Consider the following 24,679-nt stretch of genomic DNA (forward strand, 5'->3'; position numbering starts at 1 on the left):
ATTTTTTTAACTAAAATGCAAAAAGCGCGAACTTAGTGCTTTACTGCACCAAGCTCACGCTAATCCGTGTCCGCCTCTTTTTATGCATTTTTTTGTACTGCATCCTCTTTAGCAGCTTTATCTGTTAACTTTCGCTTTATTAAGCCACTTATTCATTTGCAGCGCTTCAATCCCTGCCAGCATAATAATCCCAATGCCATGAGTATCGTTTAAGCGCGGCATTAATTCATATTTGTAATAGTAAGAATGGTGCGCAAAACCTGAACCGCGACATACGCCGTACACATTGCCTTCACTATCAATTGCCCTTTGCTTCAGCCCCTCCCATGCTCGGTTGACGCTAGCAATATAAGGATCTGCCTCGTCAAACCAATGATGTTGTACACCAACTGCAAAGGCATACGCAAACATTGATGTACAGGAGCTTTCCTCATAAGATTCATGATCATTTAACACTTGATGCCATAAGCCATTTTCACCTTGCAGCGCCAAATATCCTCCGCTAAGCTCACGATACATCGTTAATAGCTCCTCATATTGCTGATGCCCCTTAGGTAAATGCCTTAATAGTTCAGCAAGTGAAAAGAGTACCCAGCCATTTCCTCTGCCCCAAAATGCGCCGTTGGCTCGATTAAATTTAAAATCATAAACGTGATTCATAATGTTTAGTTCAGGACTAAACAAATACTTTTTATATTGCAGCAACTGATGAACAGCATCATTTATATAGCTTTCTTCCCCTGTAAGCAAGCTATATCTTACAAGAAAAGGCACGCTCATATATAAATCATCACACCACATTGTATCCATCATAAAATCGGTGCTGCCCTTTATTCGATACAATGTTCCATCAGTTAGGCGGCTTTGCTTTCTCGTAATATAATGAGCAACCGTATCAGCGATCTCACTTGCTCCGATTAATGATTTCATGCTATGGCCATAAAGCATCGTTGCAGCAAAGGAGCCGCAATCGTCTAAGCTGTCCATCCCTACAAGCTGATGGTCAATACCCGGTGCACCAAAATGCTCTGCATCCCAAATTGCATAGCGGTAGAATGAAGTACAAGCTTCAATATGCTCTAGCGCATAAGCAACTGTCTCCTGCTCTGAAAGGCGAAGCAAACCATAGAGTGTAACACCAAGCGGATAATTCCAACGAGCAAAATTCGTCTGCTCGACAAATGGACGGACGTAACCGCCAGGCAAATCCACTCGCCAATAAGAAGGACCTTGACTAGTAGGGTGCAGTTTATACATCGCTTTAAGCGCCAACGTATCATATACCGATAAAGCTTCAGAATATGGGCCGCTATAGAAAAATTTGCCCGAATATCCTTTAACCTGAATTGGAGCTTGCAGCTGTACATGACTTGGGGACATGCTTATGATTTCAAAATCTTCCCCCTCCTGCTCCATAAGCCAGATCATTAAGTCATTTGCTCCTTGCTTAAGCTCAAGCGAAGCGGTATATATTCGCTTTATTGCATAAGCATCCTCCTCGTTTTTTTGCTTATTAAACTGCAACTCCTCCACAGCTATTTCCTGTCCATTACAGATTAAGCTCAGCTTGCCGCCGAAGCTAATTTTTACTGTATAGCGCCCACATTGCTTGGCTATTATATTAGTCCAAGCTAAATAGGTGTTTGCTCTACTAGAATATAAAATTAGATTTCCAGCGTCTTCATTATTAACTTCATTTATAAACAAACGCTTTGCAAGAGGTTCTCGCAGTTGCTCCTCATTCCACTGCATAACAGGATGCCATTTTAATTTACGGTCTGCAATCAGCAGATTGTAGTCGCCATAATGCTCACATCTCTCTGCTATTGGAGCTGTATAGAGGATTCCTTCTCCCCCCTCATTCTCGCCAAAAGGTACGACGAAATGCAAAGGGAACCCTTTTATCGAGCCAGTGCCAAACAACGCGCCGCACCCTGTTCCTGTCTTCATAAATTGCCATACAAAATGATTCCAGCCCGCTACAAGCTTCAAACGAAACCAGCTTTTACGCTGTGGAAATACCTCTTCCTCAATGTTCGCTTGATATACCTTGTTTCTGTTAAGAAAAATCGTAACAGGTCCATAGCAGCTTAAGCTAAAAGCTAGCTCCTGCTCTCCTTCACTCCATAGCTTGGCATAAGCATACACATACTGTTCGTCTGCCATATTCGGAAAAAGTGCTGACATATTCATATTATATCGGTACTCTAAATCTCGCTTAACTCCATAAATGGTAGACACACGATACGTAAATGGCGAAATCGGATGTGCTGACATATAGCGCTGCGCGATAGTCTGCAAAATGGCTCGGTCAGCAGCTCCGAAACGGTCAGCAGCACTTATCTCAAATTCATTGCAATGTATCGTCATACTCTCCTCCAGGATACAAAGTTGAACTATATAATCGTTTACTTTGCGGAATTGCTTTCTGTGATACTTTATCTAGACTTGGCTTGCTGCCAAAAATCGCTACCTCTCGATCATTGTACACAACCACTTGCTCCAGTCCGCTTTGCAAAAGATCAGCAAAAACGACATATCCATCGAGCGGAAACTGAGCAACGATATTCATATTGCCATCATAAATGGTTGGCGGTACACCTCCGCCACGACGAAATGCTAGGATATAGTCTTGCTCATTATTATCCCAACTGCTAATCGTATGAATAATCGTCAGCCAGCCGTTTGTTTGTCGATCTTCTTTCCATAGCTCCTTCCCTTCGCAACTAAGCATAAAGATTCCATCTTTGCCATTTTCCGTGATTATCCCGCTTGTATCTCCTCGCTTTATTCGATCTAACCCAGCAATTTGTAAGCCGGGCTCACCAGCGATAAATTTGCCAAGTGCAATATGTTGTGATTCGATAGATCCATCGTAGCGCCAAAGCTCATTACCGTGACGATCATAGAGAACGGTCACACTTCCGCCAATTACAATTTGCTTATCGCCACGTCCCAGCACATCGCCAATCCAAATACAATCAGCATGATCTTCTAGCGGCAAAGTTGACCATAATTTTACGCCATCCCCATTTAGCAGATCATAGCCAGCAACAATTTCATCACGTCCGTCCCCATCTAAATCATAAGGATAAGGAAAATGCCCTACATTCCCTTCATACGTCCATAGCAAATTCCAATCTGCATCCATCGCCCACAGCTTACTGTAACGATCTTTTAAGAGAATATCCTGCGGCTGCTCCGTTCCGCGCAAATTACAAATAATGATGCAGTCATGCGCATGCTTCTCAGGCAATGGCAAGCTACGCTTCACACTGCCATCACGACCATCTATAACAAGAAATTGACCGTTCATGACACAAAGCACTTCATTATTTCCGTCCTGATCCCAATCATAAATTTGCGCCGGATAATCAGATCCTGGCCCTCCTGCATCGCTACTTGGTTTACCGACTTGCCATAAAAGCTCTCCAGATAGATTAAACGCTGTTAATGCAATTACTTGATGCGGCACATAGCGATCATCAATTCCGCCATCCGCTTGGACAAATAATAGCTCCATCATTCCGTCTCCATTCAGATCGCCAAGCAACACTTTACAGCGTACACCTGCTGCACTGCAATCAAAGCGATTCCACTCTATTGCAGCTTTTAACCCTGTACTCATACCTTTTCCACTCCTTTAGCTTACAAGCTGGACAAGGCTGGATTGATCCCTGCCAAAGGGAGCAACCAGCCTTCGCTCATTTTATTGTTTACTTGCTTGATAGAGTTGATTGATTTCCTCGATATAATCATCTCCACCATTTTTTCTCCATAGCTCAATCGCTGCATCCAGTCCAGCATCGTCAATTTGCCCAACGATATATTGAATTCGAGCATCAGCAATAATATTATCCAGCTGTTGACCGACTTGGGCATAGACTTCAGAAATTAAAGGCTCTGCCGGGTTGCCGACAACAATGGCTTCATTAGCTTTTTGCACTTCATTGATTTTTTGATTGAGCGGCGTTTGTTCAATTGTCGGCGCATCAGGCCCGATAAATGTTAGCAATTGGTTTAAACTCTCTACTTCTTTTAAGAGAGCAGGGTCATCATTAATAAGCGATTTCACGTATCCATCGACAAGCTCATAATGTCTTCCTTCAATACCGCGCTCCAGTAATAACTGCATTTCAACATCACTTAGCTGATCTAGGAATTTCAAGACGCGTTTCAATTCTTCTTCAGTTTTTACTGCGGTCTTCGAAATAACGAGCAAGCCGTTATAGCCAGATGTCGGCATATCACGATGTCCTTTTGGTCCTACCGGTGCTTGGAATACATCAGTATATGGCTCATCCCTAGGCGCTTTTTCTTGCATTGCATTGTCTAGACGTCTTGCGTTATCTGCTACGTCTACAAATACACCTGCTTCTCCATTTACAAATGGATCATTCCACACTGCAGAATCCATTACTGCAAAATCTTCATTTACTAAACCTTCTTCATATAATTTGCGGAAAAATTTTAATGCTTCACGATATTCTGGGAACATATGAGTTGGCAACAGCTTGCCATTTTCATCTTCACCCCATTTATTAGGCGCGCCAAACCAAACTTGCATAATATCCCACGGACCTGCATATTTCGATACAACAATTCCGTACGTATCGTCTTTGCCATTTCCATCAGGGTCATTTTCTTTAAACGCTTTCAAAATGTTGTAGAATTCATCAATGGTTTTTGGTGGCTCTAATCCTAAATTTTCCATCCAGACACGATTAAGAGTTACTCCCATGCGACCTAATACACGCTCGCGGTAAATCCCATATATTTTTCCGTCAATCGAAGTATTGTTTAATGTTACTTCATGTGCCATAGATAGATTAGGATAATCTTTCAAATAAGGTCCAATTTCCCAAAATGCGCCCGCTCTTGCAGCATTAATAAAGCTTGCAGAACCGCGATCTACAACCATAATATGAGGAATTTCCCCAGATACAAGGGTAATATTCACTTTATCAGGATAAGAGCTGTTCGGTACAAATTGAATGTTTACATCAGTGTTCGTATACTCTTCAAGTGCTTTAATAACTGGAGAGTTATCATCAGGCAGTTCTGTACTAAAGGCAGGAATCATAATGTCAAGCTTTAATGGCTCCAGTTTTTCTTCGACTACCTCTGCACCTTCATTAGTAGAAGCAGGTTTAGGCGAAGAAGTGCTGTTTGTTGTTGTATTACCTCCACTGTTGCTTGAACAAGCTGCTAATACGGTTGACATGGCAATAACAAGTGACATCAGCCACATCGCACAATGCTTTGTTTTTTTAACCTCACTGTTCATAGCATTGATCCTCCTTTTTAATTTTCATAGTTATAGAAATCGCATAACGCGAACTCTAACATTGTTAGTGAATGTTATCCCTTAATTGACCCAAGTAATGCTCCTTTAGCAAAATGCTTTTGCAGGAATGGATAGACAAGCAAAATTGGCAGAGTTCCAACAATGATTACAGCCATTTTTACAGCTTGGTCTGGTGGCGTAACAAATTCAGGGTCAACATTGTTCAAATCTCCAATAGCAAGCTGCGACAGCATCACAATTTCGCGCAGCATTACTTGCAGCGGCCATTTATGATGATCGTTTAAGTACAGCAATGCTGAGAAGAAGTTGTTCCAATGTCCCACAGCATAAAACAAGCCAAACGTTGCAATAATCGGCATCGAAAGCGGAATAACGATACGCCATAGCACACCAAGCTCAGTGCACCCATCAATCCGTGCTGATTCCTCAAGTCCTGGCGGAAGATTCTGAAAGAAGTTGCGTATAACGATAAGATTAAAGGCGCTAATTGCACCAGGTAAAATGACTGCTGCATAAGTGTTAACAAGTCCAAGTCCTTTTACCACTAAGTAACTTGGAATCATTCCTCCGCTAAATAACATCGAGAAGATAATCATATTCATCACAATATTTCTTCCCGGCATATCTTTGCGTGAGAGCGCATAAGCCATCGTTAATGTGAAAAACAGATTCGTAATTGTACCAACAATTGTAATGTAAATAGATACTCCCATACTGCGGAACAGTGTAGAAGATGAAAAAATATACTCATACGCTGAAAATGAAATATCTCGCGGAATAATAAAGAAATCTCGCTCTGCTATCTCCGCTTCAGTAGCGAAGGAGCCAGCCAATATATAGACAAATGGCAAAAGCGTCACAAGAGCAAACAAAGATAACAATATATAATTGATCAGATCAAATAAGCGTTCATGCCATTGGTCATGCTTATTGAACATTTAAGTTCACCTCCTAGTGCAAATCAGCGCTCCGCCTAACGTCGCCTAGGCGCTCCACATCCAGTTGGATAAGTCGCTTTTACGCGACGTTGGCTTCGCTGGTGCTTCCCCTCTTGATTGTCGCGCTTCGACGCTCTTTTTGCCTACCCAGCGCTTCGCCTAACCTCGCCTAGGCGCTCCACATCCAGTTGGATAAGTCGCTTTTAGGCGACGGAGGAGAAAAAGAAACAAGGTGTGATCAATATATCCCCTCTTGCCCAAATCGCTTTGCAAGCCAGTTGCTGCCATAAATTAAAACAATGCCAACGAGTGATTTAAACAAACCTATCGCTGTACTGTAGCTAAATGCTCCTTGGGTAATACCAACGAAATAGACGTAGGTGTCAAATACATCTGCAACTGAGCGGTTCAAAGAGTTGGTCATTAGGAAGATTTGTTCAAAGCCTGTGTCTAGAAAATTCCCTAGCCGCAAAATAAGCAATATAACGATAACCGAACTAATTGCTGGCAGTGTAATATGAATTAAGCGCTGAAAGCGCGAGGCTCCATCAACGACAGCCGCTTCGTATTGCTCGACATCGACGGTTGCAAGTGCAGCAAGAAAAATAATCGTTCCCCAGCCTGTTTCCTTCCACATAATTTGTAAAATAATTAACGGTCTAAACCAGTCTGGATCAGCTAGAAAATTAATTTTTGTGCCCGTTAGTTTAAATAAGATTTCATTCACAATTCCGCCCTGTGTCGTTAAAAACACGTAGGTCATACTTGCAACAATAACCATGGAGATAAAATGCGGAAGATAAATTAATGTCTGTATCGTTCGCTTAAAGAACATGAGCCTTACTTCATTTAGTAATAATGCAATAATAATTGGAGCTGGGAAGAAAAAGATTAAATCATACAAACCGAGAATTAACGTATTTCGTAATAAGCGAAAAAAGTCAGGATGGGCAAAAAAGTTTTCAAAATGCGTAAATCCAATCCACTGGCTTTTCCAAAAACCTAAATAAGGCTGATAGTTTTGAAAGGAGATTAGCACACCCCACATTGGCGCATATTTGAAAATGATAAAATACAATAGCCCTGGCAGGAGCAACAAATATAAATAGCGATGCTTCTTAAGCTTAACTACCCATGCAGCGTTCCTCAAGTAACGCCCCTCCTTTCTCTCACAATCATGAAATCTTGTGATCCATATGCAATTGCCTCATCACAATCCAAGTATTAAAGAAAATGATTGGCAGTTCAATTACACATTTTTGCAGAAGAAAAAGCCTTGCTACACAAGGCTTTTATGAGAGATGTATCTTTTTTTGAATGAGTGGAATTTTTTTGCTACTTCCCTAACGCACCACGATATTCACTCGGAGTAACGCCAACCTGCTTTTTAAATATGCGATTGAAATAGCGCTGCTGATACCCGACCTGCTGTGCAATTTCATTGATTAGAAGATCAGTCGTTCGTAATAGCTCCTGAGCTTTTTTTATGCGTAATTCCGTTATATAGTCGATAAAATTCACACCCGTCGCTTGTTTAAACCATTTGCTTAGTGTATATGAGCTAACTCCAACCAAATCCGCACATTGATCAAGTGAAATATCATGCTGATAGTTCTCATGCATATAAGCAACCACTTGTCGCATCGTGCCTTGCTGCTGGACGTTTACCCGATTATCTAACTCCTCCGCAAGTGGTACAATGACTACATCTCTCATCCAGCGCAGCATTTTGCTTGGATCACGTATTTGTGATAGCTTGCTATATAAATTTTCACCTTTAAATAGCTTCACAGGATTAACCCCAGCTTGCAACATCATATGTTGAATGCTGCCTAATAGCTGAAGCATATTTTGTTGTACGTAGCGCTCTTTGTTTTGTCCGCAGCTATCCATAAATTTTTTAATTAATTCTAACGTCTGCTCAATATTGCCACTGCGCATAAGCTGTAATATTTCTAATTCTATATCAAAAGGATAGTCAATATCGTCAAATGTAAATTCCTTGGGCAAATCGTCCAAGCAAATCATTTGATTCTGATTATAAAATTGCCGATAGCTCGCCGCACGTTCTATCTCCATATACAAATTGCGCACCTTGCGCAGCTCATCCGTACTACGGCTTATCGAAATCGTAACCTTTAGTCTTAAAAGATCATTAATTGCATTCGTATAGCGCTCACAGAAAGCTAGCAGCTTCTCCTTAATATTTTCATGCTTATTTTCAATAACAAAAATCCCTAACGAAAGATCATGAAAATTAAGAGCAAACCCTTGTCTAAAGCTATCCTTCACCATTTCTTGAGCCATATTATATGCAGCAAACGTCATCAGACGCTCATCATTTGAGGTCATTTGCTGATCGATCCGATGTAGACCGGTCAAATAAATATGGATAAATGTATAGTTATGATCGCCTACTTCCCAGTAAAGCGCTCTCATTCTTCGCTCTAAATCATTTTCAGAAAAGTCTCCCATATGTCCTTGCAGCAATTGCATTAAAAACGTATTGCGCTGCATCGGCAGCATAGCGTCCAGCTTATTTTCCAGCTCAACACTTCTATTTTCTAAATTTAACCAATTCTCACGGATATATTGAAATTCATCCTGCTTTGACTTTTCTTGTACACGTCTGCGCTCAGGATCAATTTGATTAAGCAGCTTTTGAATTGGCGAATACATCGTATTAGAGACAACAACAGCTAGCAGCAGCGCGAGCATAAAGCTTATGCCGCTTATCCATAACAACGACTTAGAAAATGTAATGACTGGAGAGATGATAAGAGACATTGGTGCTGCAGATACATAAATCCAATCATCAGCTATTCGGTCGAAAATACCGTATGAAACGGAATAGCTTTCTTTGCCATAATCAAAAATAAATTGTCCTGTTGACTGATCTTGTCCTTGGATATAATTGATTAGCTCCTCTTGCAAAGGATTGGATTGCATACTATCAGACAGCATCAATTGATAATCGGGATTTAAGAGAAAGGTCGTTCCTTCATTATATGGTGTCATTGTCTTTAGCAAATTCATCAGTTTATCTTGGTCAATCTTAATCCGAAGAATCCCAAATGGCTTTGGACTTTCGCCAGGGACTTTATGAATTAAACTCATTGCAGCAGAATTGGATTCACTGCTCTGCTCCCAATACATTGTCTTGTCTTGACTTAATATGCCTTTATAGTACTTAATTTTTTCCTCATCTTTTAACTGATAATATTCAGTCTTAAACAGAATCGGCTGCTCGCGATCAATATATAGCTCAACTTCTTTAATTAAGGAATGTGAATCCTCCATCACAACGAGTGATTTTGTAAGCTCATACGTTTCCCGAAAATAATATACAAAATCCAAATTACGTAAATGGTAACCAAAGGTCGGATTAAATGCCCAATTTGACAGACCCATTTCCAAATAACTTAATTGATCGTCTATATTTTTTACCCGTTCATTCATTTGCTCATAATGCAACGCACTAATATCGTCCTTTAACTGGTGTGAGGCAAATTGATAGACTAATATGCCAATCATAAAGCCTGGAATACTGGCGGCCAATAAAATAAACACAAGACTATTGCGATAAAATACTCCCTTATGTTGATTGCGTGATGAAGTCCATACTTGTTTCAAACTGGCTATCATAATCGTTAACCTCTTTCACAAATATAGAGTGCTTGCTTAAACTATAAATATGTCTCCCTGTCTTAAATGACGGGATATGCCATTCTATCATTTCCAGTGTAGCAGTCTTAACTAAAATAGGAATTTAAAAATTCTAGTTTTTTCATCAAAAAACAGACTACGTTGTAAATTAACATTTTTAAATAGAAAAAGAGACTTAACAGCTGCTTCCTAAGCAACTTAGGAATAGGTCAAGTCTCTCCATTTCAAGCACGATTAATTTATAGCTACAGTTTAATTTTTCACAAGCATTTTGTTGATTGCGCTGAATAGACCTTTTACAGAGGAAGTCATAATATCCGGATCAACACCGCAGCCCCAGAATAGCTCACCATTTGGTGATTGAATGCTAATATAGGACACTGCTTGAGATTTAGAGCCAATTTCAAGCGCATGTTCGTTATATGTTAAATTAGAGAAGCTAATTTCTAGATTTGTTTGCAATGCATCAACAATTGCATCAAGTCTTCCGTTTCCGTTACCTATCAGTTCAGTAACGACATCGTTCATTTTTACTTTTACAACCGTTTGATAATCCTCATTATGCGTGAAGCTGTAAGAGATGAACTGAATTGGTGTTGAAATATTTACATATTCTTCTTTGAAGATTTGATAAATTTCATCAGTCGAAATTTCTTTGTTCAAGCGATCAGATACACCTTTTACAGTATAACCTAGATGCTCACGCATTTTAGGAGGTAAGTCTAGACCGAATTTTTGATGCAATAGGTAGCCGATTCCGCCTTTACCAGATTGGCTATTAATTCGGATAATATCTCCCTCGTATTGACGGCCAATATCAAGCGGATCAATTGGCAAGTAAGGCACGGACCAATATTCCGTATTACCTTCTTCACGCCATTTCATACCTTTTGCAATTGCATCCTGATGGGAACCAGAAAATGCGGTAAATACTAGCTCACCAGCATACGGTTGACGTTCGCCGACTTTCATACGAGTTAGTTTCTCATATGCTGCTACGATTTCCGGAATATTTTCAAAGTTTAATCCTGGATCAACGCCATGTGAGTACATATTAAGCGCAAGTGTAATAATGTCTACGTTACCTGTACGCTCCCCGTTACCAAACAATGTACCTTCTACACGTTGTCCGCCAGCAAGCATACCTAGTTCAGCATCAGCTACACCAGTACCGCGGTCATTATGCGGGTGAAGTGAAAGAATGACATTTTCCCGATATTTCAAATGATTACTCATATACTCGATTTGGCTTGCATACACATGCGGCATTGACATTTGCACAGTAGAAGGCAAGTTAATAATAACTTTGTTGTCTGGTGTTGGTAGCCAAACATCTAGGACTGCATTACAAACCTCAAGCGCAAAGTCAACTTCTGTACCTGTAAATGATTCAGGAGAATATTCAAATTGGAAGTTGCCTTCTGTTTCCGCAGCACATTGCACTAGAAGCTTCGCACCTGAAACAGCAATCTCTTTAATTTCTTCTTTTGACTTTCTAAATACTTGTTCACGTTGTGCAAGAGAAGTTGAGTTGTAAAGATGGACAACTGCACGTTTCGCACCTTTCAACGATTCAAATGTTTTGCGAATAATATGCTCGCGTGATTGTGTAAGCACTTGAATTGTTACATCATCTGGAATAAGATCTTGCTCGATTAGTGTACGCAAGAAAGTAAATTCTGTTTCTGATGCTGCTGGAAAGCCTACTTCAATCTCTTTAAATCCTAGCTTAACAAGCAATTGGAAAAATTCTAGTTTTTCCTCCAAGTTCATTGGCACGACTAACGCTTGGTTACCGTCACGCAAGTCAACGCTACACCAAATTGGCGGTTCAGTAATATTTTCTTTTTCGACCCACTTTACACTTTTTTCTGGCGGCATAAAATAATTTTTTGTGTATTTCTCAAAGTTTTTCATGCTCTTTTCCTTCCTTTTCTAATCGTTTTAACCAATAAAAAAAGCCTTTCATCTCATAATCTAGAGACGAAAGACTGTAATCTTGCGCGGTACCACTCCAGTTCACACCATACGGTGTGCACTCAACGGATCATGATGCATCAATGATCCTCCTAAGATAACGGTTAGGCTCCGACATCACCTACTGCAATGTTCAGTGAGTAACTCCAAGGCGAGTTCAGATGTTCTAGGCAACTGCTTTTCACCAACCAGCAGCTCTCTGCATGCTTCAAACTTCTTACTATTCCTTATCAACGTATTTCAATATTAGTTAGTATATTAATACAAAGCTCGCCACTTCGCAAGTGGGTAAGCAAAAAATATTTTTACGGTTTTAGCATTCCCTTATTTTTATTATACGTTATCGAGTTTAATAAGACACTCATCCACGGAAAAAAGTTAATGATATATCCAAATTAAATATGCCCAACAAGCAAAAGTTATGTGCTTATTGGGCAGAAACCAGCTTAAACCATTTTAAGAAGAAAGTGATAATCCTAATATAACAACAAAGAAAAGAAGAAATAACAACCACAGGCCTATCGCAATTGCAGCCAATATTAAATTTGCTTTGAAAAAGTTAGCTTTAGAAGGATTACTGCTTCCACCAAAGGCATAAACAAATAGCATGACGATGTTCACAATAGGAATGAGCATAATAAGCAGAGTAATAAACCATTCCTTTGTTGAAACAATCGGTGCACCGTAACTACTTTGATTAGGTGCTCCGTATCCATGCTGCATCACTGTTGGATTGTTATTTTCGTACAAGCAATCACGACCCTTCATGTAATTATCCATGTTTTACATTGACAGATGATACAAAGTGAATATATTCGTCTAAATTCTGTACTATTCCTCAAACTTGCTGTTAGTTACGAACCAATTCACTACATGTTACATATAGCTATATTTTATTGCAAATATCTTACATGTCAATCATAATTTTCCTTAGTACTGCTCGATAATTTTTTTAATTAATTGTTCTCCATCAAGTGTAGATAATCCAGCATTTACTCGATAGTACAGGCCTTCCGGCAGATTGCTTTTTCCTCCACGCTCGTTTAAGCCAGGACGTATAGTAAATGCATGTTTAATGCCGATCTCTTGCATAACTTCTAGTAACTCATCACTAAATGCCCCGTATGGAAAAGCTAAAATATTATCTTGCTCGCCTAATTCTTTCACTAATAACTCATGAGCAGTTAACAGGTCAGTCTTTACACGCTCTCGATACTGTTGAGAAGTTTCGCCCTCTTTATAGTTTGCTAACAAAGGATTTTCCGAATTAACCGTATCTATCATTTTATGTGAATCATATGTGTGACTATAAAAGCTCATTCCATTAGCCTTCATTTCACGCATTTCATCCCATGTTAAATGCGGTAAACGGTTAGGATTAGGTTCATCCGACGATTTTACAACGATAAAATTTGTCGCGGGAAATCCATATTGCTGGAGAATAGGATAGGCAATTTCATAAAAATCCTCATATCCATCATCGAACGTAATTAAAATAGATTTTTCAGGAAGCTCTAATCTGCCCTCCATGTAATCTACATATTGTTCCATAGAAATCACATTAAAACCATTGTCAGCTAACGCCTTCATCTGGTCATCAAACACTTCGGCATTAATAATCGATGGATTCCCGCTATATCCAAAATCGTGATACATTAACACGACGACTCCGCGTGGTTTATGAGCATTCATACCAAAAATTATAATCCAGCTGGCTGCAATTACGATAAGAAAACCAATCGCTACAAGAAATGACTTTTTCAACAATAGGTTCAACTCCAATTCTATCATGTATTACTCTACTATTATGCCTTATTACTAGGGCAAGATGATAGACATAAATTAATGAAAAATATTAGAATAAGTAATAATTTTAGATAAGGAGTCATTGAGAATGCTTATTTCATTGCCTAATGAAACATATGGCTTTTGTTTTAACAGCTCAAGCACTTTGCATCTTCCATTATGCCAGCTCTTTGCTGTTGGTCATGATTTAGTAAATGACACTCAATATCGTTGGCATGGCTTAGAACGCAATGACGGGCCTCTTTTGTTGTTCCAATATACGGTTGCTGGTGAAGGCAAATTGCAGATAAATGATGAGATTATTACGATAACTTCTTCGATGGCATTCTTAGTGGAAATCCCCAGTGATCATTGCTATTACTATGAACCGAATGAGCAAGGCTGGGAATTTATATTTTTACTTATAAGACCGCATAGCATTATGCCTTTATGGAATGACATCGTTAAACAGCTAGGTCGATTCCCGCTTCTGCCAATAGATAGCTCCCCTATTGAAGCGCTAATTAAGCTGTTTCTGGCTGCAAAAGAAGGGGCAATAACCGATCCTTACACCGCATCGAGCTATGTTTATAACTTTTTTATGGAGTTCAAAAAATGGGCTAATAGCAATTCGATACAATCTGCCATGCCTCCAGCGATTGCTAAGGCTGTGCAATGGATCGATCATCATTTCGCAAATATGATTAGTTTAGAGCAGCTAGCTGAACAAGTTGGATTATCAAAATATCATTTTTTACGAAGCTTTACAAAGGCAGTCGGAATGACGCCAAATGATTATGTTAATCGCAAACGTATTGAGCATTCTATCCAATTACTGCTGTCTACGGAAAATTCATTAGAGCAAATTGCGCAAGCAGTCGGTTATTCTAACGCTAGTTACTATATTCGAGTATTTCGCAAAATGTTGGGACAAACTCCAGCTACATTTCGCTCTCATAAAAATGGTCTCCATTACAAGCGCCTGTTTTTTAGCTAATCCGCTTCCCCGTACAATTATAAACAGCAATATTGTACTATCGCTGCATTATTTTATTATAGTCACACTACCATTTTGTCGTTATGATGAAGTCAATATCGTATCATTCATTAATTGCTAAATGGGAGGTTTTGTTATGGATCATCGTTTATTCGCACCAACTCCGCCAATGGGCTGGAATAGCTGGGATTGCTATGGTGCAGCAGTTAGAGAAGACGAAGTACGGGGAAATGCCAAATATATGGCGCAGCATTTATTAGAATATGGTTGGGACACAGTAGTTGTTGATATTCAATGGAGTGAGCCAGATGCTGTATCTTCGCAATATCGACCATTTGCCCCACTGGCGATGGATGAATATTCCCGCCTAATTCCTGCTGAAAATCGTTTTCCCTCCTCTGCAAACGGTCAAGGCTTTAAGCCGCTAGCTGATTATGTACATAGCTTGGGCTTAAAATTTGGGATTCATATTATGCGAGGTATTCCACGTCAAGCTGTACATCAAAATACAGCAATATTAGGAACACAAGTTAGAGCTCGTGATATTGCCTCTACAAACTCAATCTGTCCATGGAATACGGACATGTATGGTGTTGATGCAACTAAGGAAGGAGCTCAAGCATACTACAACTCTCTGTTCCAGCTGTATGCATCATGGGGCGTTGATTTTGTTAAAGTTGACGATATCGCAGCTTCGCGGCTTTACGATACCCATTTATCTGAAATCGCCCTTATTCACCAGGCGATTCAGCAATGCAGCAGACCTATGGTATTAAGCTTGTCGCCAGGACCTGCTCCACTAGAGCATGCAGGATTTTTCTCTACGCATGCGAATATGTGGCGCATGACAGATGATTTCTGGGATCATTGGCATCTGCTGCTCGATATGTTTGACCGCTGTGAAAAATGGCAAGGTAAATCGGGTAACGGCTGCTGGCCTGATTGCGACATGCTGCCGCTTGGACATATTGGAATTCGTTCGGTTGATGGCGGCGGCGCTGATCGCTGGACTCGTTTCACCAAAGATGAGCAGGTGACAATGATGACACTTTGGTGTATATTCCGTTCCCCTTTATTTTTTGGCGGCGAGCTAAGAGATAATGATGAATGGACGTTAAGCTTGTTAACGAATCGCGAACTTATTCATATGCACCAAACCTCCTCAAATGCTAGACTGCTGCGCAGAGTTGGCAACGAGATTATTTGGACAGCAGATGGTGAGAACGGTTCGCGTTATATTGCCTTTTTCAATATTGGTGAGGAACAAGCTGCTTTTACAGTAAACTTAAACTATTACGGCTGGCAGCAACAAAACTATTCAAAGGCGTTAAATATTTGGACTGGCGAAACAATTGCTATTGATGATAAATTATGTAGCGGCACCATTGCACCGCATGGAGCAGCTTTATATAAGCTAAATTAACATAACATGTTACAAACTATAGGCAGCGGGCTTGGTAAACATTTACTAAGCACCCGCTGTTTTTGTTATGTTCATCTAAATGTCAATATTCCTTCAATCTTTTGTACTAAAATTGCGACAAAAGGTAATGTACAGCATAACATCATTACGTTAACCTTATATTAAGGAAAATCCATGAATTCGAAGGGAGAACTTTAATATATGTTGCCGACAATTTTAATTCTTTTATTTTTCGTTACCCTTGGTGCAATCTTTGTAAGTGGTAACCATATCATCACTGAGGACGATAAACTTCACCAATAAGAAGTAAAATAACAGCAGTAGAAGTAGCCGCATTATTAGACAATCCAGACTAATTTTTATATATGTTTAATGCATAAGCAAAAGAGGCATCATAAAATGCCTCTTTTGCTTATTTATTATTTGCTTATTTATAAAATAATTAGCGATTTAATAAGCTGCCGACATATCGAAGCAATTCATTGGCACATACCGAGCAATAGCCGTGCTCATCAATCAAACGAGCAGATACTTCATTGATTCGCTTAAGCTGATTTTCATCTGGTGTTTTCGTGCTCGTTGTTATTTTAACGATGTCTTTTAAATCTGCAAACAGCTTTTTCTCCACTGCTTCACGCAATCGCTCATGGCTAGTAAAATCAAACTTCTTGCCTTTGCGCGCATAGGACGAAATACGAATTAATATTTCTTCACGGAACGCTTTTTTTGCGTTTTCTGATATGCCGATTTGCTCCTCAATCGAGCGCATAAGCCGCTCATCTGGATCCATTTCTTCTCCTGTTAACGGATCCTTGATTTTAGCCCAGTTGCAATATGCCTCGATATTATCTAAATAGTTTTCAAACAATGTTTTTGCAGATTCTTCAAAGGAATAGACAAATGCCTTCTGCACTTCTTTCTTCGCCAACGTGTCATATTCCTTACGAGCTATGGAGATGAAGTTTAGATACCGCTCTCGCTCTTCTTTTGTTATTGATGGATGCTGATCAAGACCATCCTTAAGTGCCCGTAAAACATCAAGGGCATTAATACATTCCATATCGCCTTTAATAAGTGCGCTAGAAATACGATTAATAACATAACGTGGATCGATTCCTGACATGCCTTCCTCTGCATACTCATTTTGCATTTCCTTAAGGTCTGCCTCTTTAAACCCTTCGACCTCTTGACCATCATACATCTTCATTTTCTTCACAAGGTCCATGCCTTGCTTTTTCGTTTCCTTCAAACGTGTAAGTATTGAAAAGATTGCAGCCGCACGAAGTGCATGCGGCGCAATATGAACATGTTTCATATCGCTTTGCGAAATAAGCTTGCTATATATTTTTTCTTCCTCTGTCACACTTAAGTTATACGGAATCGGCATCACAATGATCCGTGATTGCAGTGCTTCATTTTTCTTATTGCTTATAAACGCTTTATATTCGGTTTCGTTTGTATGAGCGATAATCATTTCGTCTGCTGAAATAAGAGCAAACCTACCCGCTTTAAAGTTACCCTCTTGCGTCAATGAAAGTAGATTCCACAAAAATTTCTCATCGCATTTCAGCATTTCCTGAAATTCCATAATGCCTCGGTTCGCCTTATTTAGCTCACCATCAAAGCGATAAGCGCGCGGATCAGATTCAGAGCCGTATTCTGTAATGGTTGAAAAATCAATGCTTCCTGTAAGATCGGCAATATCTTGAGATTTCGGATCAGAAGGGCTAAATGTACCTATGCCCACCCGATTTTCCTCTGAAATAAATACTCGTTGAACACGTACATCTTCTATTTTTCCGTTATATTCTTCTTTCAATCGCATCTGGCAGCTTGGGCATAGATTTCCTTCGATTCTAACCCCTAAAGTCTCCTCAACTTCTTGCCTTAACTCATGAGGTATGAGATGAAGCGGCTCTTCATGCATTGGACATCCTTCAATAGCATAAACAGCTCCCCGATCCGTACGCGAAAATTTTTCTAATCCTCGTTTGAGCATTGTGACTATTGTTGACTTACCTCCACTAACAGGGCCCATTAACAATAGTATCCTTTTCCGAACATCGAGTCGCTTCGCTGCAGAATGAAAATATTCCTCCACTAGCTTTTCAATTGCACGATCTAGCCCAAAGATCTCCTGCTGAAAAAAATTGTATTTCTTAACTCCATTCTCAACTACAACTCCATGCGACTCAATCATTTCATATACTCTTGAGTGGGCTGTCATTGCTGGAGAGACATCTTTTTTTAGCAGCTCAATGTACTCCTTAAACGTACCAGACCAGGCTAAGCGTTCACTTTCAGCTTGGTATTCTGAGATTCGTTTGAATATATCCATCCCTTGCCTCCTCCCAATCACATCGACGCGATTCCTTCTATAAACTTCAATCTCCATTCTTCGTATGAAATTAACTCTCTTTAAAGAGTCGTGCACTGCTGGACTATGTTTAAAGTGTATGCTTGTTGCACAAGGATATTGCCTTTTTTTAAAGATTTAAGTCGTAACTTCTCATTGACTGAACTGACTCTGCTCGATATAGTTAGGAATGATGTGAGGTGACTGGACATGGCAATTGTTAAGGAAGAACAGCTCTATGAGCCTGTAAAAGCATATTTTACAGCTAAGGGCTATGAAGTAAAAAGTGAAGTTAATCACTGTGATCTTGTCGGTGTTCACCAGCAGAACGGTGAAGTTATCGTAGTAGAAATGAAAAAGACGTTCAATCTTGCGTTGTTACTACAAGGAGTAGAACGTCTTCGATTAGGGGTCAATGTCTATTTGGCAGTAGAACGTAATCGAAAAAAATCAGGTGCAGTTAACCAACGCTATGGGGATTTGACTGAATTATGTCGCAGGCTAGGCTTAGGCTTGTTAACTGTGACATTTTATAAAACAAAAGCTCCCGTCGTTGAGCTTCTCTGCTCGCCAGATGAAGAACCAATAAGAGGCAATCGACCTAGTAAAGGAAGAAAATTGCTATATGAGTTCAAGGAACGCAGTGGTGACTATAATGTTGGAGGCAGCCATGCGCGCAAGCTCGTCACTGCTTATCGCGAACGAGCATTACGCTGTGCAAATGCCTTATATCAACTAGAGCAAGCTTCCCCTGCTCAGCTTACTAAGCTAACAGGAGTAAGAAATAGCGGCAATATATTAAGAGATAACCATTACCATTGGTTTAAAAAGCTTAATCGCGGGGTGTATAGTTTAACTGATGAAGGTGTAGCTGCACTTAAGCAATATAAGGATGTAATTGCCGGCTGGGAAAAGTAAAGTTAATTTCGTGCAATAAATTGACCTATTAATTCGTCAAGCTCAGCAATAAATCTGTATAATCGCTCCTCTGATAAACCATCGACAACTAACGACAAATGACTAGGCTGCTCATGCGGAGCGATCCGTTCTAGTGTAAGCTCTCGATACTGTTGCTTGCTTTTTTGTAACGCTCTTACCAGCAGTGTGCTCGGCAATGCATCAGGCAGCTCAATCGCTATATTTGCCTGCTGCTGCCGCAGTCTACCTCGCATATGCTCACTTGTCGCACAAGCTTGCTGAAGCAATGGATATATATTTTTCAGACCACGCTTATCTTCAGTAAAGTGGTTCGCTGATTTGTCTGCGATCGGAATCTGTTCATCATTGTCTGTTAACTTTATTGGATGCTCATGCGACTTTAGACCATTGTTAGTTTCATTTGCTTCTTCTATTGCTTTTCGCCGCTCGCTACTTTCAGCATAACCTTCCTTCTGTTTACTTCCTTCTATTTGTTTGCTGGTCTTCTCAAGCTTAGCAGCTTCTGTAAGTTTACTCCACTTTTCATTCCCTGCTTCTGCTAGAAGCTTTTTTGTTTCTTTAGCTTTGCTTACTGCTGGTAACTTTTTGACTTCCCCAGATTTTGCTCCTCGCATTTGCTTGCTATTGCTTAAACGTTTTTCACCATATGCTTTTTCATTGAGCAGCTTGTTTCCTGTCTTTCCATTTTTATTATATCCTCTGCTGGAGCTAGTTCCTTTATGCGCAACTTTTTTTTGTTTTTTGGACATGTTATCCACCATCCTTCCCATACTATACTCATATCCAAAATAGTCAAATATGTTCTTATTTTTTGAAGTTTTCTTTTTTTGACAGCTTGAGTATAATAAGGTTAGGTTACGGAGGTGCTAAAGGATGTCGATGACTTTTTGGATAGTGATTACTGTTTTAGCGATGTTTTTAACCGCAATCTTGACTGCTGCGTATAACGACGATAAAACAAGCGGTCTGTAAGCTTCACTCCGAGTCGCAAAAGGCCTAGTCCTTCGCTTCTCACATCTTGACCTACAAAAAAGCAGCACTTTCTCAGTTGAGAAAGTGCTGCTTTTTTTGCTTACCTTGTTTTACTTTGTAATATTTACTATGCCTGTTTTAATTGCTCCATTTCAGTCATGCAAACATCACATACATACTTCTCTTTAAATTCGGCAACTTCCGCCATTGAACCACAAAATACACATTTTGGACGATAACGCTCCAAAATAATATGATCGCCTTGCACGAAAATTTCTACCGGATCCCCTTCGTTCATTAAATAACGTTTACGGAGAGATTTAGGAAGAACAATACGTCCTAGCTGATCAACTTTTCTTACTACGCCTGCTGGTTTCATCATGTCACCTCTCTTGTGTCTGAATTGGCTAGTATTGCGAGAGAAAACCATGCTTTACGTATTTCGACAAAAAAAAATGAAATCCTGCTTATTACTCAAAAATAATTTTTCCATTTTATAACATATTTTTGAAACCAGTTTGCCGCAGTGCCTCGTATAATACGGCACAAACCGTATTACTGAGATTTAATGAACGTACAGCTGTAGTCATTGGCATTTTTATACAATTTTCCATATTATTGAAAATTAATTGTTCTGGTAATCCTTTTGTTTCCTTACCAAATACTAAAAAATCTCCATCTTTATACGTAAACTCAGAGTAATATTTTTTCGCTTTTGTAGTGGCATAATAATAAGTAGCATTTGGATACTTGCTTTGCAGCTCCTCAAATGAATCATGATACTCAATATTCACAGCATGCCAATAATCGAGTCCTGCTCTTTTTAAATGCTTATCATCAGTACTAAAGCCCAAAGGACGTACCAAATGTAGATGAGCCCCTGTAGCTGCACAGGTACGGGCTATGTTGCCTGTGTTTGAAGGAATTTCTGGTTCAACGAGTACAATATGAAATGCCATTTTTCTTTCCCCTATCATTATTCATAATAAACTCATATTTATTGTATTTATTTTACATAAGATCAACGATTAAAGCTATCTAATGTTCTTTATGGAATTAAATTCGCTTTAATATCTTATAGTGTTTATGTTGCCAATAAATTTAAATATAGACAGAGCATTGATCCAAGTTATCAGCATCGCATAATTACAGTTATGAGCAGTCGTACGTCATATAAAAGACCGCTTTCTCTCTGCAATATGAGATAAGCGGTCTCGCATTTATATTGAAATCATATAAAGCCTTCTAACAAGCGTATAAAATTTTAAGCGTTACGAGCTTGGAATTCTTTCATGAATTTAGCCAATGCCTCGCAGCTTTCTAATGGAACAGCATTATATGTTGATGCACGTAATCCACCAACATCACGATGTCCTTTTAAGCCAACAAAGCCAGCAGCTTCAGATTCTTTAACAAATTTTTTCTCAAGCTCTTCATTTTTCCCTTTAATACGGAACGTAATGTTCATTGGAGAACGGTCATCCTTATTGGCACAACCTTCATAGAAACCATTGCTTTCATCAATTACATCATAGATAAGCTTCGTTTTATTTAGGTTATACTGCTCCATTGCAGCTAAGCCGCCTTTTTCTTTAATCCATTTTAACACTAAACCAACCATATAAACTGCAAAGCTTGGTGGTGTGTTATATAGAGAATTGGCTTTAGCATGTGTATCGTAACGAAGCATAGTCGGAATATTTTTTGGACTTTCTGCAATTAGGTCTTCACGAACGATAACTACAGTTACACCAGATGGACCTAGATTTTTTTGAGCCCCTGCATAGATTAACCCAAATTTACTTACATCTATCGGACGGCTAAGAATGTCGCTAGACATATCTGCGATTAATGGAATATCACCGAATTGCGGGAATTCTTTATATTGAATACCACCGATTGTTTCATTAGAAGTAATATGAACATATGCTGCGTTACTTGGAACTTTCATTTCTGAAAGATTTGGCACGCGCATATAGTTATCTTCTTTTGTAGAAGCAGCGATAACTGTTTCGCCAACAATTTTAGCTTCTTTAATTGCTTTACCAGCCCAAGCACCTGTATCTACATAGACACCAGCTTTTCCTTCTGTTAAGAAGTTCAATGGAATCATTGCAAATTGTGTACTTGCGCCACCTTGCAAGAACAGGATTTTATAGTTATTTGGTACGTTCAAAACTTCGCGCAACAAATCTTGTGCTTCTTGGTTTACTTTTTCATAATTAGCACTGCGATGGGACATTTCCATCAAAGACATTCCTGCGCCTTCATAATCAACAAATTCAGCTTGCGCTTGCTTAAGTACCTCCAACGGAATTGCTGCAGGTCCTGCGTTAAAATTATATGCTCGTGTCATAACTTTCATCCTTTCTAGATTCACGATCCATCAATATATTAAACTATATCAACTTTACTACATTCCATCAAGTGAAAACAGTAACGATTAAGTGAATAAACTCGAACAAATTAATTAAAAGCGCTTTAATTATTCGGATTTTGTGAATAGTAACCAGCTCGATAACGTCACAAAATTGTTATGATAGCAAATTCAAGAAAGCTTCTAGCCGTTTTTTGATAGTTACTTCCTTTTAGGTACCTTTAAACTGTAGAAGCATTTTAAGGTCTTTAACGGCTTTCTGCCGTTTTAACAACACAAAAAAGCTGTGAGGATTGGCGCCTCACAGCTTCTTTGTTTATAAGGGTGAATGTTGAAGAAAAACTTTTTGAAAAATATTTTATTAAACGTTGAAGTATAGGTTGAATTCGTGTGGATGAATGCGAATAGCAACTTGTTTAGCTTCATTACGTTTGAAAGCAATGTAGTTAGCGATAAAGTCTTCAGAGAATACGCCGCTTTCTGTCAAGAATGCAGAATCAGACTCAAGAGCGTCAAGCGCTTCTTCCAAAGTACCAGGAACGCTGCGGATTTCTTTTTTCTCTTCATCAGAAAGTTCATAAATGTTTTTGTCGAATGGTCCATAACCAAGAGCAACTGGATCAAGACCTTTTTTAATACCGTCAAGACCTGCTAGCAACATTGCAGCAAATGCAAGGTAAGGGTTAGCAGTAGAGTCTGGAGTACGGAACTCGATACGGCAACCTTTTGGAGATACTGCTGCAATTGGAATACGAACTGCTGCAGAACGGTTACCTTTAGAGAATACCAAGTTAACTGGAGCTTCATAGCCAGGAACTAGACGTTTGAAGGAGTTAGTACTTGGGTTAGTTAAAGCGATTAGTGCTGGAGCATGGTAAAGGATACCAGCAATGTAGCTCATCGCAATTTTACTTAGGTTAGCATAAGCGCCTTTTTCATAGAACAAAGGAGTATCGCCATTGAAAATTGAGCTGTGCACGTGCATACCGCTACCGTTATCACCGAAAAGTGGTTTTGGCATGAATGTTGCAACTTTACCCCATTGTTTTGCAACGTTTTGAACGATGTATTTATATTTTACAAGGTTATCAGCAGTTTCAGTTAGTGTGCTGAAGCGGAAGTTGATTTCTGCTTGACCAGCAGTAGCAACCTCATGATGATGACGTTCAACTTTAAGACCAGATTCTTCCATGATACGAACCATTTCAGAACGGATATCTTGTTGAGCATCAATTGGAGCAACTGGAACATATCCACCTTTTACTGGAACTTTGAAACCAAGGTTTCCGCCTTCTTCTTTGCGGCCTGTGTTCCAAGCAGCTTCTTCTGAATCTACAGAGTAGTAAGAAGAATTCATATTGTTTTCAAAGCGTACATCATCAAAGATGAAGAATTCAGATTCAGGAGCAAAAAATGCTGCTGTACCGATTCCAGATGCTTTTAGATATTCTTCTGCTTTTTGCGCAATACTACGAGGGTCGCGATCATAACGCTCACCTGCTGGAGTGAAAATGTTACACATAATGTTAAGTGTTGGATGTAAAGTAAATGGATCGATGAATGCAGAGTTTGGGTCTGGCATCATAACCATATCAGATTCTTCGATACCACGGAAACCAGGAATTGAGGAACCATCGAAAGCAACACCTCTTTCGAATGTTTCTTCGCTTACTTCACCAACTGGCAATGTAATGTGGTGAACACCACCGTTAAGACCGACAAAGCGGAAATCAACAAACATAATGTTGTTGTCTTGAATTGTTTTGAAAACTTGTTCAACTGACATAAAATAAATCCTCCATTTCCGAACAATCAGATGTAAAATTAATATAATGTTCAACTTCTCTATTACTTATGTTGTCATTATAAAACTCTGCAAATCCATCGTCAATACTCATGTAAGGTATTTTTTGCGCATATGTCAGGTTTGTTCACAAAGCT

General features: G+C 39.4%; 18 protein-coding genes and 1 other annotated feature. Of the genes, 3 read left to right on the forward strand and 15 right to left on the reverse strand.

Going from position 1 to position 24,679, the window contains the following annotated elements; translation table 11 throughout:
* Positions 1–117 precede the first annotated feature (117 nt).
* The 9 genes from AC2TDL_RS02470 to AC2TDL_RS02510 form a co-directional block, all read right to left on the reverse strand.
* Positions 118–2,370 (reverse strand): glycoside hydrolase family 88/105 protein, encoded by a 2,253-nt coding sequence (locus tag AC2TDL_RS02470; protein ID WP_484698530.1) that lies wholly within the window; start codon positions 2,368–2,370, stop codon positions 118–120.
* The gene (locus AC2TDL_RS02475; RefSeq protein ID WP_484698531.1) at positions 2,351–3,628 is read right to left on the reverse strand and encodes a hypothetical protein; all 1,278 of its coding nucleotides are present in this window, start codon (positions 3,626–3,628) and stop codon (positions 2,351–2,353) included. The genes AC2TDL_RS02470 and AC2TDL_RS02475 overlap by 20 nt, the downstream gene beginning before the upstream one ends.
* An 81-nt stretch (positions 3,629–3,709) precedes the next feature.
* On the reverse strand, positions 3,710–5,287 hold the full coding sequence (locus AC2TDL_RS02480; protein WP_484698533.1) for an extracellular solute-binding protein: 1,578 nt from the start codon (positions 5,285–5,287) through the stop codon (positions 3,710–3,712).
* A 74-nt stretch (positions 5,288–5,361) separates the two neighbouring features.
* The gene (locus AC2TDL_RS02485) at positions 5,362–6,246 is read right to left on the reverse strand and encodes a carbohydrate ABC transporter permease (protein WP_484698536.1); all 885 of its coding nucleotides are present in this window, start codon (positions 6,244–6,246) and stop codon (positions 5,362–5,364) included.
* Positions 6,247–6,484: 238 nt separating this feature from the next.
* Positions 6,485–7,396 carry an ABC transporter permease gene (locus AC2TDL_RS02490; protein ID WP_484698537.1) on the reverse strand — a complete coding sequence of 304 codons (912 nt, stop codon included), beginning with the start codon at positions 7,394–7,396 and terminating at the stop codon, positions 6,485–6,487.
* A gap of 185 nt (positions 7,397–7,581) precedes the next feature.
* Positions 7,582–9,891 (reverse strand): AraC family transcriptional regulator, encoded by a 2,310-nt coding sequence (locus AC2TDL_RS02495; protein ID WP_484698539.1) that lies wholly within the window; start codon positions 9,889–9,891, stop codon positions 7,582–7,584.
* A gap of 273 nt (positions 9,892–10,164) precedes the next feature.
* Positions 10,165–11,829 carry a 2-isopropylmalate synthase gene (locus AC2TDL_RS02500; RefSeq protein ID WP_484698540.1) on the reverse strand — a complete coding sequence of 555 codons (1,665 nt, stop codon included), beginning with the start codon at positions 11,827–11,829 and terminating at the stop codon, positions 10,165–10,167.
* Positions 11,830–11,888: 59 nt separating this feature from the next.
* Positions 11,889–12,132 (reverse strand) — a binding site (T-box leader).
* 213 nt (positions 12,133–12,345) lie between these two features.
* On the reverse strand, positions 12,346–12,657 hold the full coding sequence (locus tag AC2TDL_RS02505; RefSeq protein ID WP_484698542.1) for a hypothetical protein: 312 nt from the start codon (positions 12,655–12,657) through the stop codon (positions 12,346–12,348).
* Between the two features lie 162 nt (positions 12,658–12,819).
* Positions 12,820–13,656 carry a polysaccharide deacetylase family protein gene (locus AC2TDL_RS02510; RefSeq protein WP_484698543.1) on the reverse strand — a complete coding sequence of 279 codons (837 nt, stop codon included), beginning with the start codon at positions 13,654–13,656 and terminating at the stop codon, positions 12,820–12,822.
* Positions 13,657–13,783: 127 nt separating this feature from the next.
* Here AC2TDL_RS02510 and AC2TDL_RS02515 point away from each other — a divergent pair, with 127 nt between their 5' ends.
* Together AC2TDL_RS02515 and AC2TDL_RS02520 are read left to right on the forward strand one after the other, a co-directional pair.
* Entirely contained in the window at positions 13,784–14,671 is an 888-nt protein-coding gene (locus tag AC2TDL_RS02515) for a helix-turn-helix domain-containing protein (protein WP_484698546.1), read from the forward strand.
* Between the two features lie 136 nt (positions 14,672–14,807).
* Entirely contained in the window at positions 14,808–16,094 is a 1,287-nt protein-coding gene (locus AC2TDL_RS02520; protein WP_484698547.1) for a glycoside hydrolase family 27 protein, read from the forward strand.
* Positions 16,095–16,536: 442 nt separating this feature from the next.
* Here AC2TDL_RS02520 and AC2TDL_RS02525 read toward each other — a convergent pair whose 3' ends face one another.
* Positions 16,537–18,432: a PrkA family serine protein kinase gene (locus AC2TDL_RS02525; protein ID WP_484698548.1), complete on the reverse strand. Its 1,896-nt coding sequence runs from the start codon at positions 18,430–18,432 to the stop codon at positions 16,537–16,539.
* 228 nt (positions 18,433–18,660) lie between these two features.
* On the opposite strand from AC2TDL_RS02525, the gene AC2TDL_RS02530 reads away from it, so the two are divergent.
* Complete coding sequence (locus tag AC2TDL_RS02530; protein ID WP_484698550.1) at positions 18,661–19,368, forward strand: DUF2161 family putative PD-(D/E)XK-type phosphodiesterase; 708 nt, start codon at positions 18,661–18,663, stop codon at positions 19,366–19,368.
* A gap of 2 nt (positions 19,369–19,370) precedes the next feature.
* Here the strand turns inward: AC2TDL_RS02530 and AC2TDL_RS02535 are convergent, their stop codons facing one another.
* The 5 genes from AC2TDL_RS02535 to glnA all read right to left on the reverse strand — a co-directional run bounded on the left by AC2TDL_RS02535 (position 19,371) and on the right by glnA (position 24,524).
* Positions 19,371–20,138 (reverse strand): hypothetical protein, encoded by a 768-nt coding sequence (locus tag AC2TDL_RS02535; RefSeq protein WP_484698551.1) that lies wholly within the window; start codon positions 20,136–20,138, stop codon positions 19,371–19,373.
* Positions 20,139–20,488: 350 nt separating this feature from the next.
* Positions 20,489–20,740, reverse strand: coding sequence for an AbrB/MazE/SpoVT family DNA-binding domain-containing protein (locus AC2TDL_RS02540; RefSeq protein WP_484701007.1), 252 nt, complete (start codon positions 20,738–20,740; stop codon positions 20,489–20,491).
* Between the two features lie 115 nt (positions 20,741–20,855).
* Positions 20,856–21,320, reverse strand: coding sequence for a tRNA (uridine(34)/cytosine(34)/5-carboxymethylaminomethyluridine(34)-2'-O)-methyltransferase TrmL (gene trmL, locus AC2TDL_RS02545; RefSeq protein WP_484698552.1), 465 nt, complete (start codon positions 21,318–21,320; stop codon positions 20,856–20,858).
* A gap of 305 nt (positions 21,321–21,625) precedes the next feature.
* Positions 21,626–22,726: a 3-phosphoserine/phosphohydroxythreonine transaminase gene (gene serC / locus AC2TDL_RS02550; RefSeq protein ID WP_484698554.1), complete on the reverse strand. Its 1,101-nt coding sequence runs from the start codon at positions 22,724–22,726 to the stop codon at positions 21,626–21,628.
* A 373-nt stretch (positions 22,727–23,099) separates the two neighbouring features.
* Entirely contained in the window at positions 23,100–24,524 is a 1,425-nt protein-coding gene (glnA, locus tag AC2TDL_RS02555; protein WP_484698556.1) for a type I glutamate--ammonia ligase, read from the reverse strand.
* Positions 24,525–24,679 lie beyond the last annotated feature (155 nt).

Source organism: Paenibacillus sp. plas6 (genome assembly GCF_057221655.1).

What these genes read in the sequence shown, in the direction of transcription:
- AC2TDL_RS02470 (WP_484698530.1), bottom strand. Translation starts at nt 2,370, where the DNA reads ATGACGATACATTGCAATGAATTTGAGATAAGTGCTGCTGACCGTTTC.
- AC2TDL_RS02475 (WP_484698531.1), bottom strand. Translation starts at nt 3,628, where the DNA reads ATGAGTACAGGGTTAAAAGCTGCAATAGAGTGGAATCGCTTTGATTGC.
- AC2TDL_RS02480 (WP_484698533.1), bottom strand. Translation starts at nt 5,287, where the DNA reads ATGAACAGTGAGGTTAAAAAAACAAAGCATTGTGCGATGTGGCTGATG.
- AC2TDL_RS02485 (WP_484698536.1), bottom strand. Translation starts at nt 6,246, where the DNA reads ATGTTCAATAAGCATGACCAATGGCATGAACGCTTATTTGATCTGATC.
- AC2TDL_RS02495 (WP_484698539.1), bottom strand. Translation starts at nt 9,891, where the DNA reads ATGATAGCCAGTTTGAAACAAGTATGGACTTCATCACGCAATCAACAT.
- AC2TDL_RS02500 (WP_484698540.1), bottom strand. Translation starts at nt 11,829, where the DNA reads ATGAAAAACTTTGAGAAATACACAAAAAATTATTTTATGCCGCCAGAA.
- AC2TDL_RS02505 (WP_484698542.1), bottom strand. Translation starts at nt 12,657, where the DNA reads ATGAAGGGTCGTGATTGCTTGTACGAAAATAACAATCCAACAGTGATG.
- AC2TDL_RS02515 (WP_484698546.1), top strand. Translation starts at nt 13,784, where the DNA reads ATGCTTATTTCATTGCCTAATGAAACATATGGCTTTTGTTTTAACAGC.
- AC2TDL_RS02520 (WP_484698547.1), top strand. Translation starts at nt 14,808, where the DNA reads ATGGATCATCGTTTATTCGCACCAACTCCGCCAATGGGCTGGAATAGC.
- AC2TDL_RS02525 (WP_484698548.1), bottom strand. Translation starts at nt 18,432, where the DNA reads ATGGATATATTCAAACGAATCTCAGAATACCAAGCTGAAAGTGAACGC.
- AC2TDL_RS02530 (WP_484698550.1), top strand. Translation starts at nt 18,661, where the DNA reads ATGGCAATTGTTAAGGAAGAACAGCTCTATGAGCCTGTAAAAGCATAT.
- AC2TDL_RS02535 (WP_484698551.1), bottom strand. Translation starts at nt 20,138, where the DNA reads ATGTCCAAAAAACAAAAAAAAGTTGCGCATAAAGGAACTAGCTCCAGC.
- AC2TDL_RS02540 (WP_484701007.1), bottom strand. Translation starts at nt 20,740, where the DNA reads ATGAAACCAGCAGGCGTAGTAAGAAAAGTTGATCAGCTAGGACGTATT.
- trmL (WP_484698552.1), bottom strand. Translation starts at nt 21,320, where the DNA reads ATGGCATTTCATATTGTACTCGTTGAACCAGAAATTCCTTCAAACACA.
- serC (WP_484698554.1), bottom strand. Translation starts at nt 22,726, where the DNA reads ATGAAAGTTATGACACGAGCATATAATTTTAACGCAGGACCTGCAGCA.
- glnA (WP_484698556.1), bottom strand. Translation starts at nt 24,524, where the DNA reads ATGTCAGTTGAACAAGTTTTCAAAACAATTCAAGACAACAACATTATG.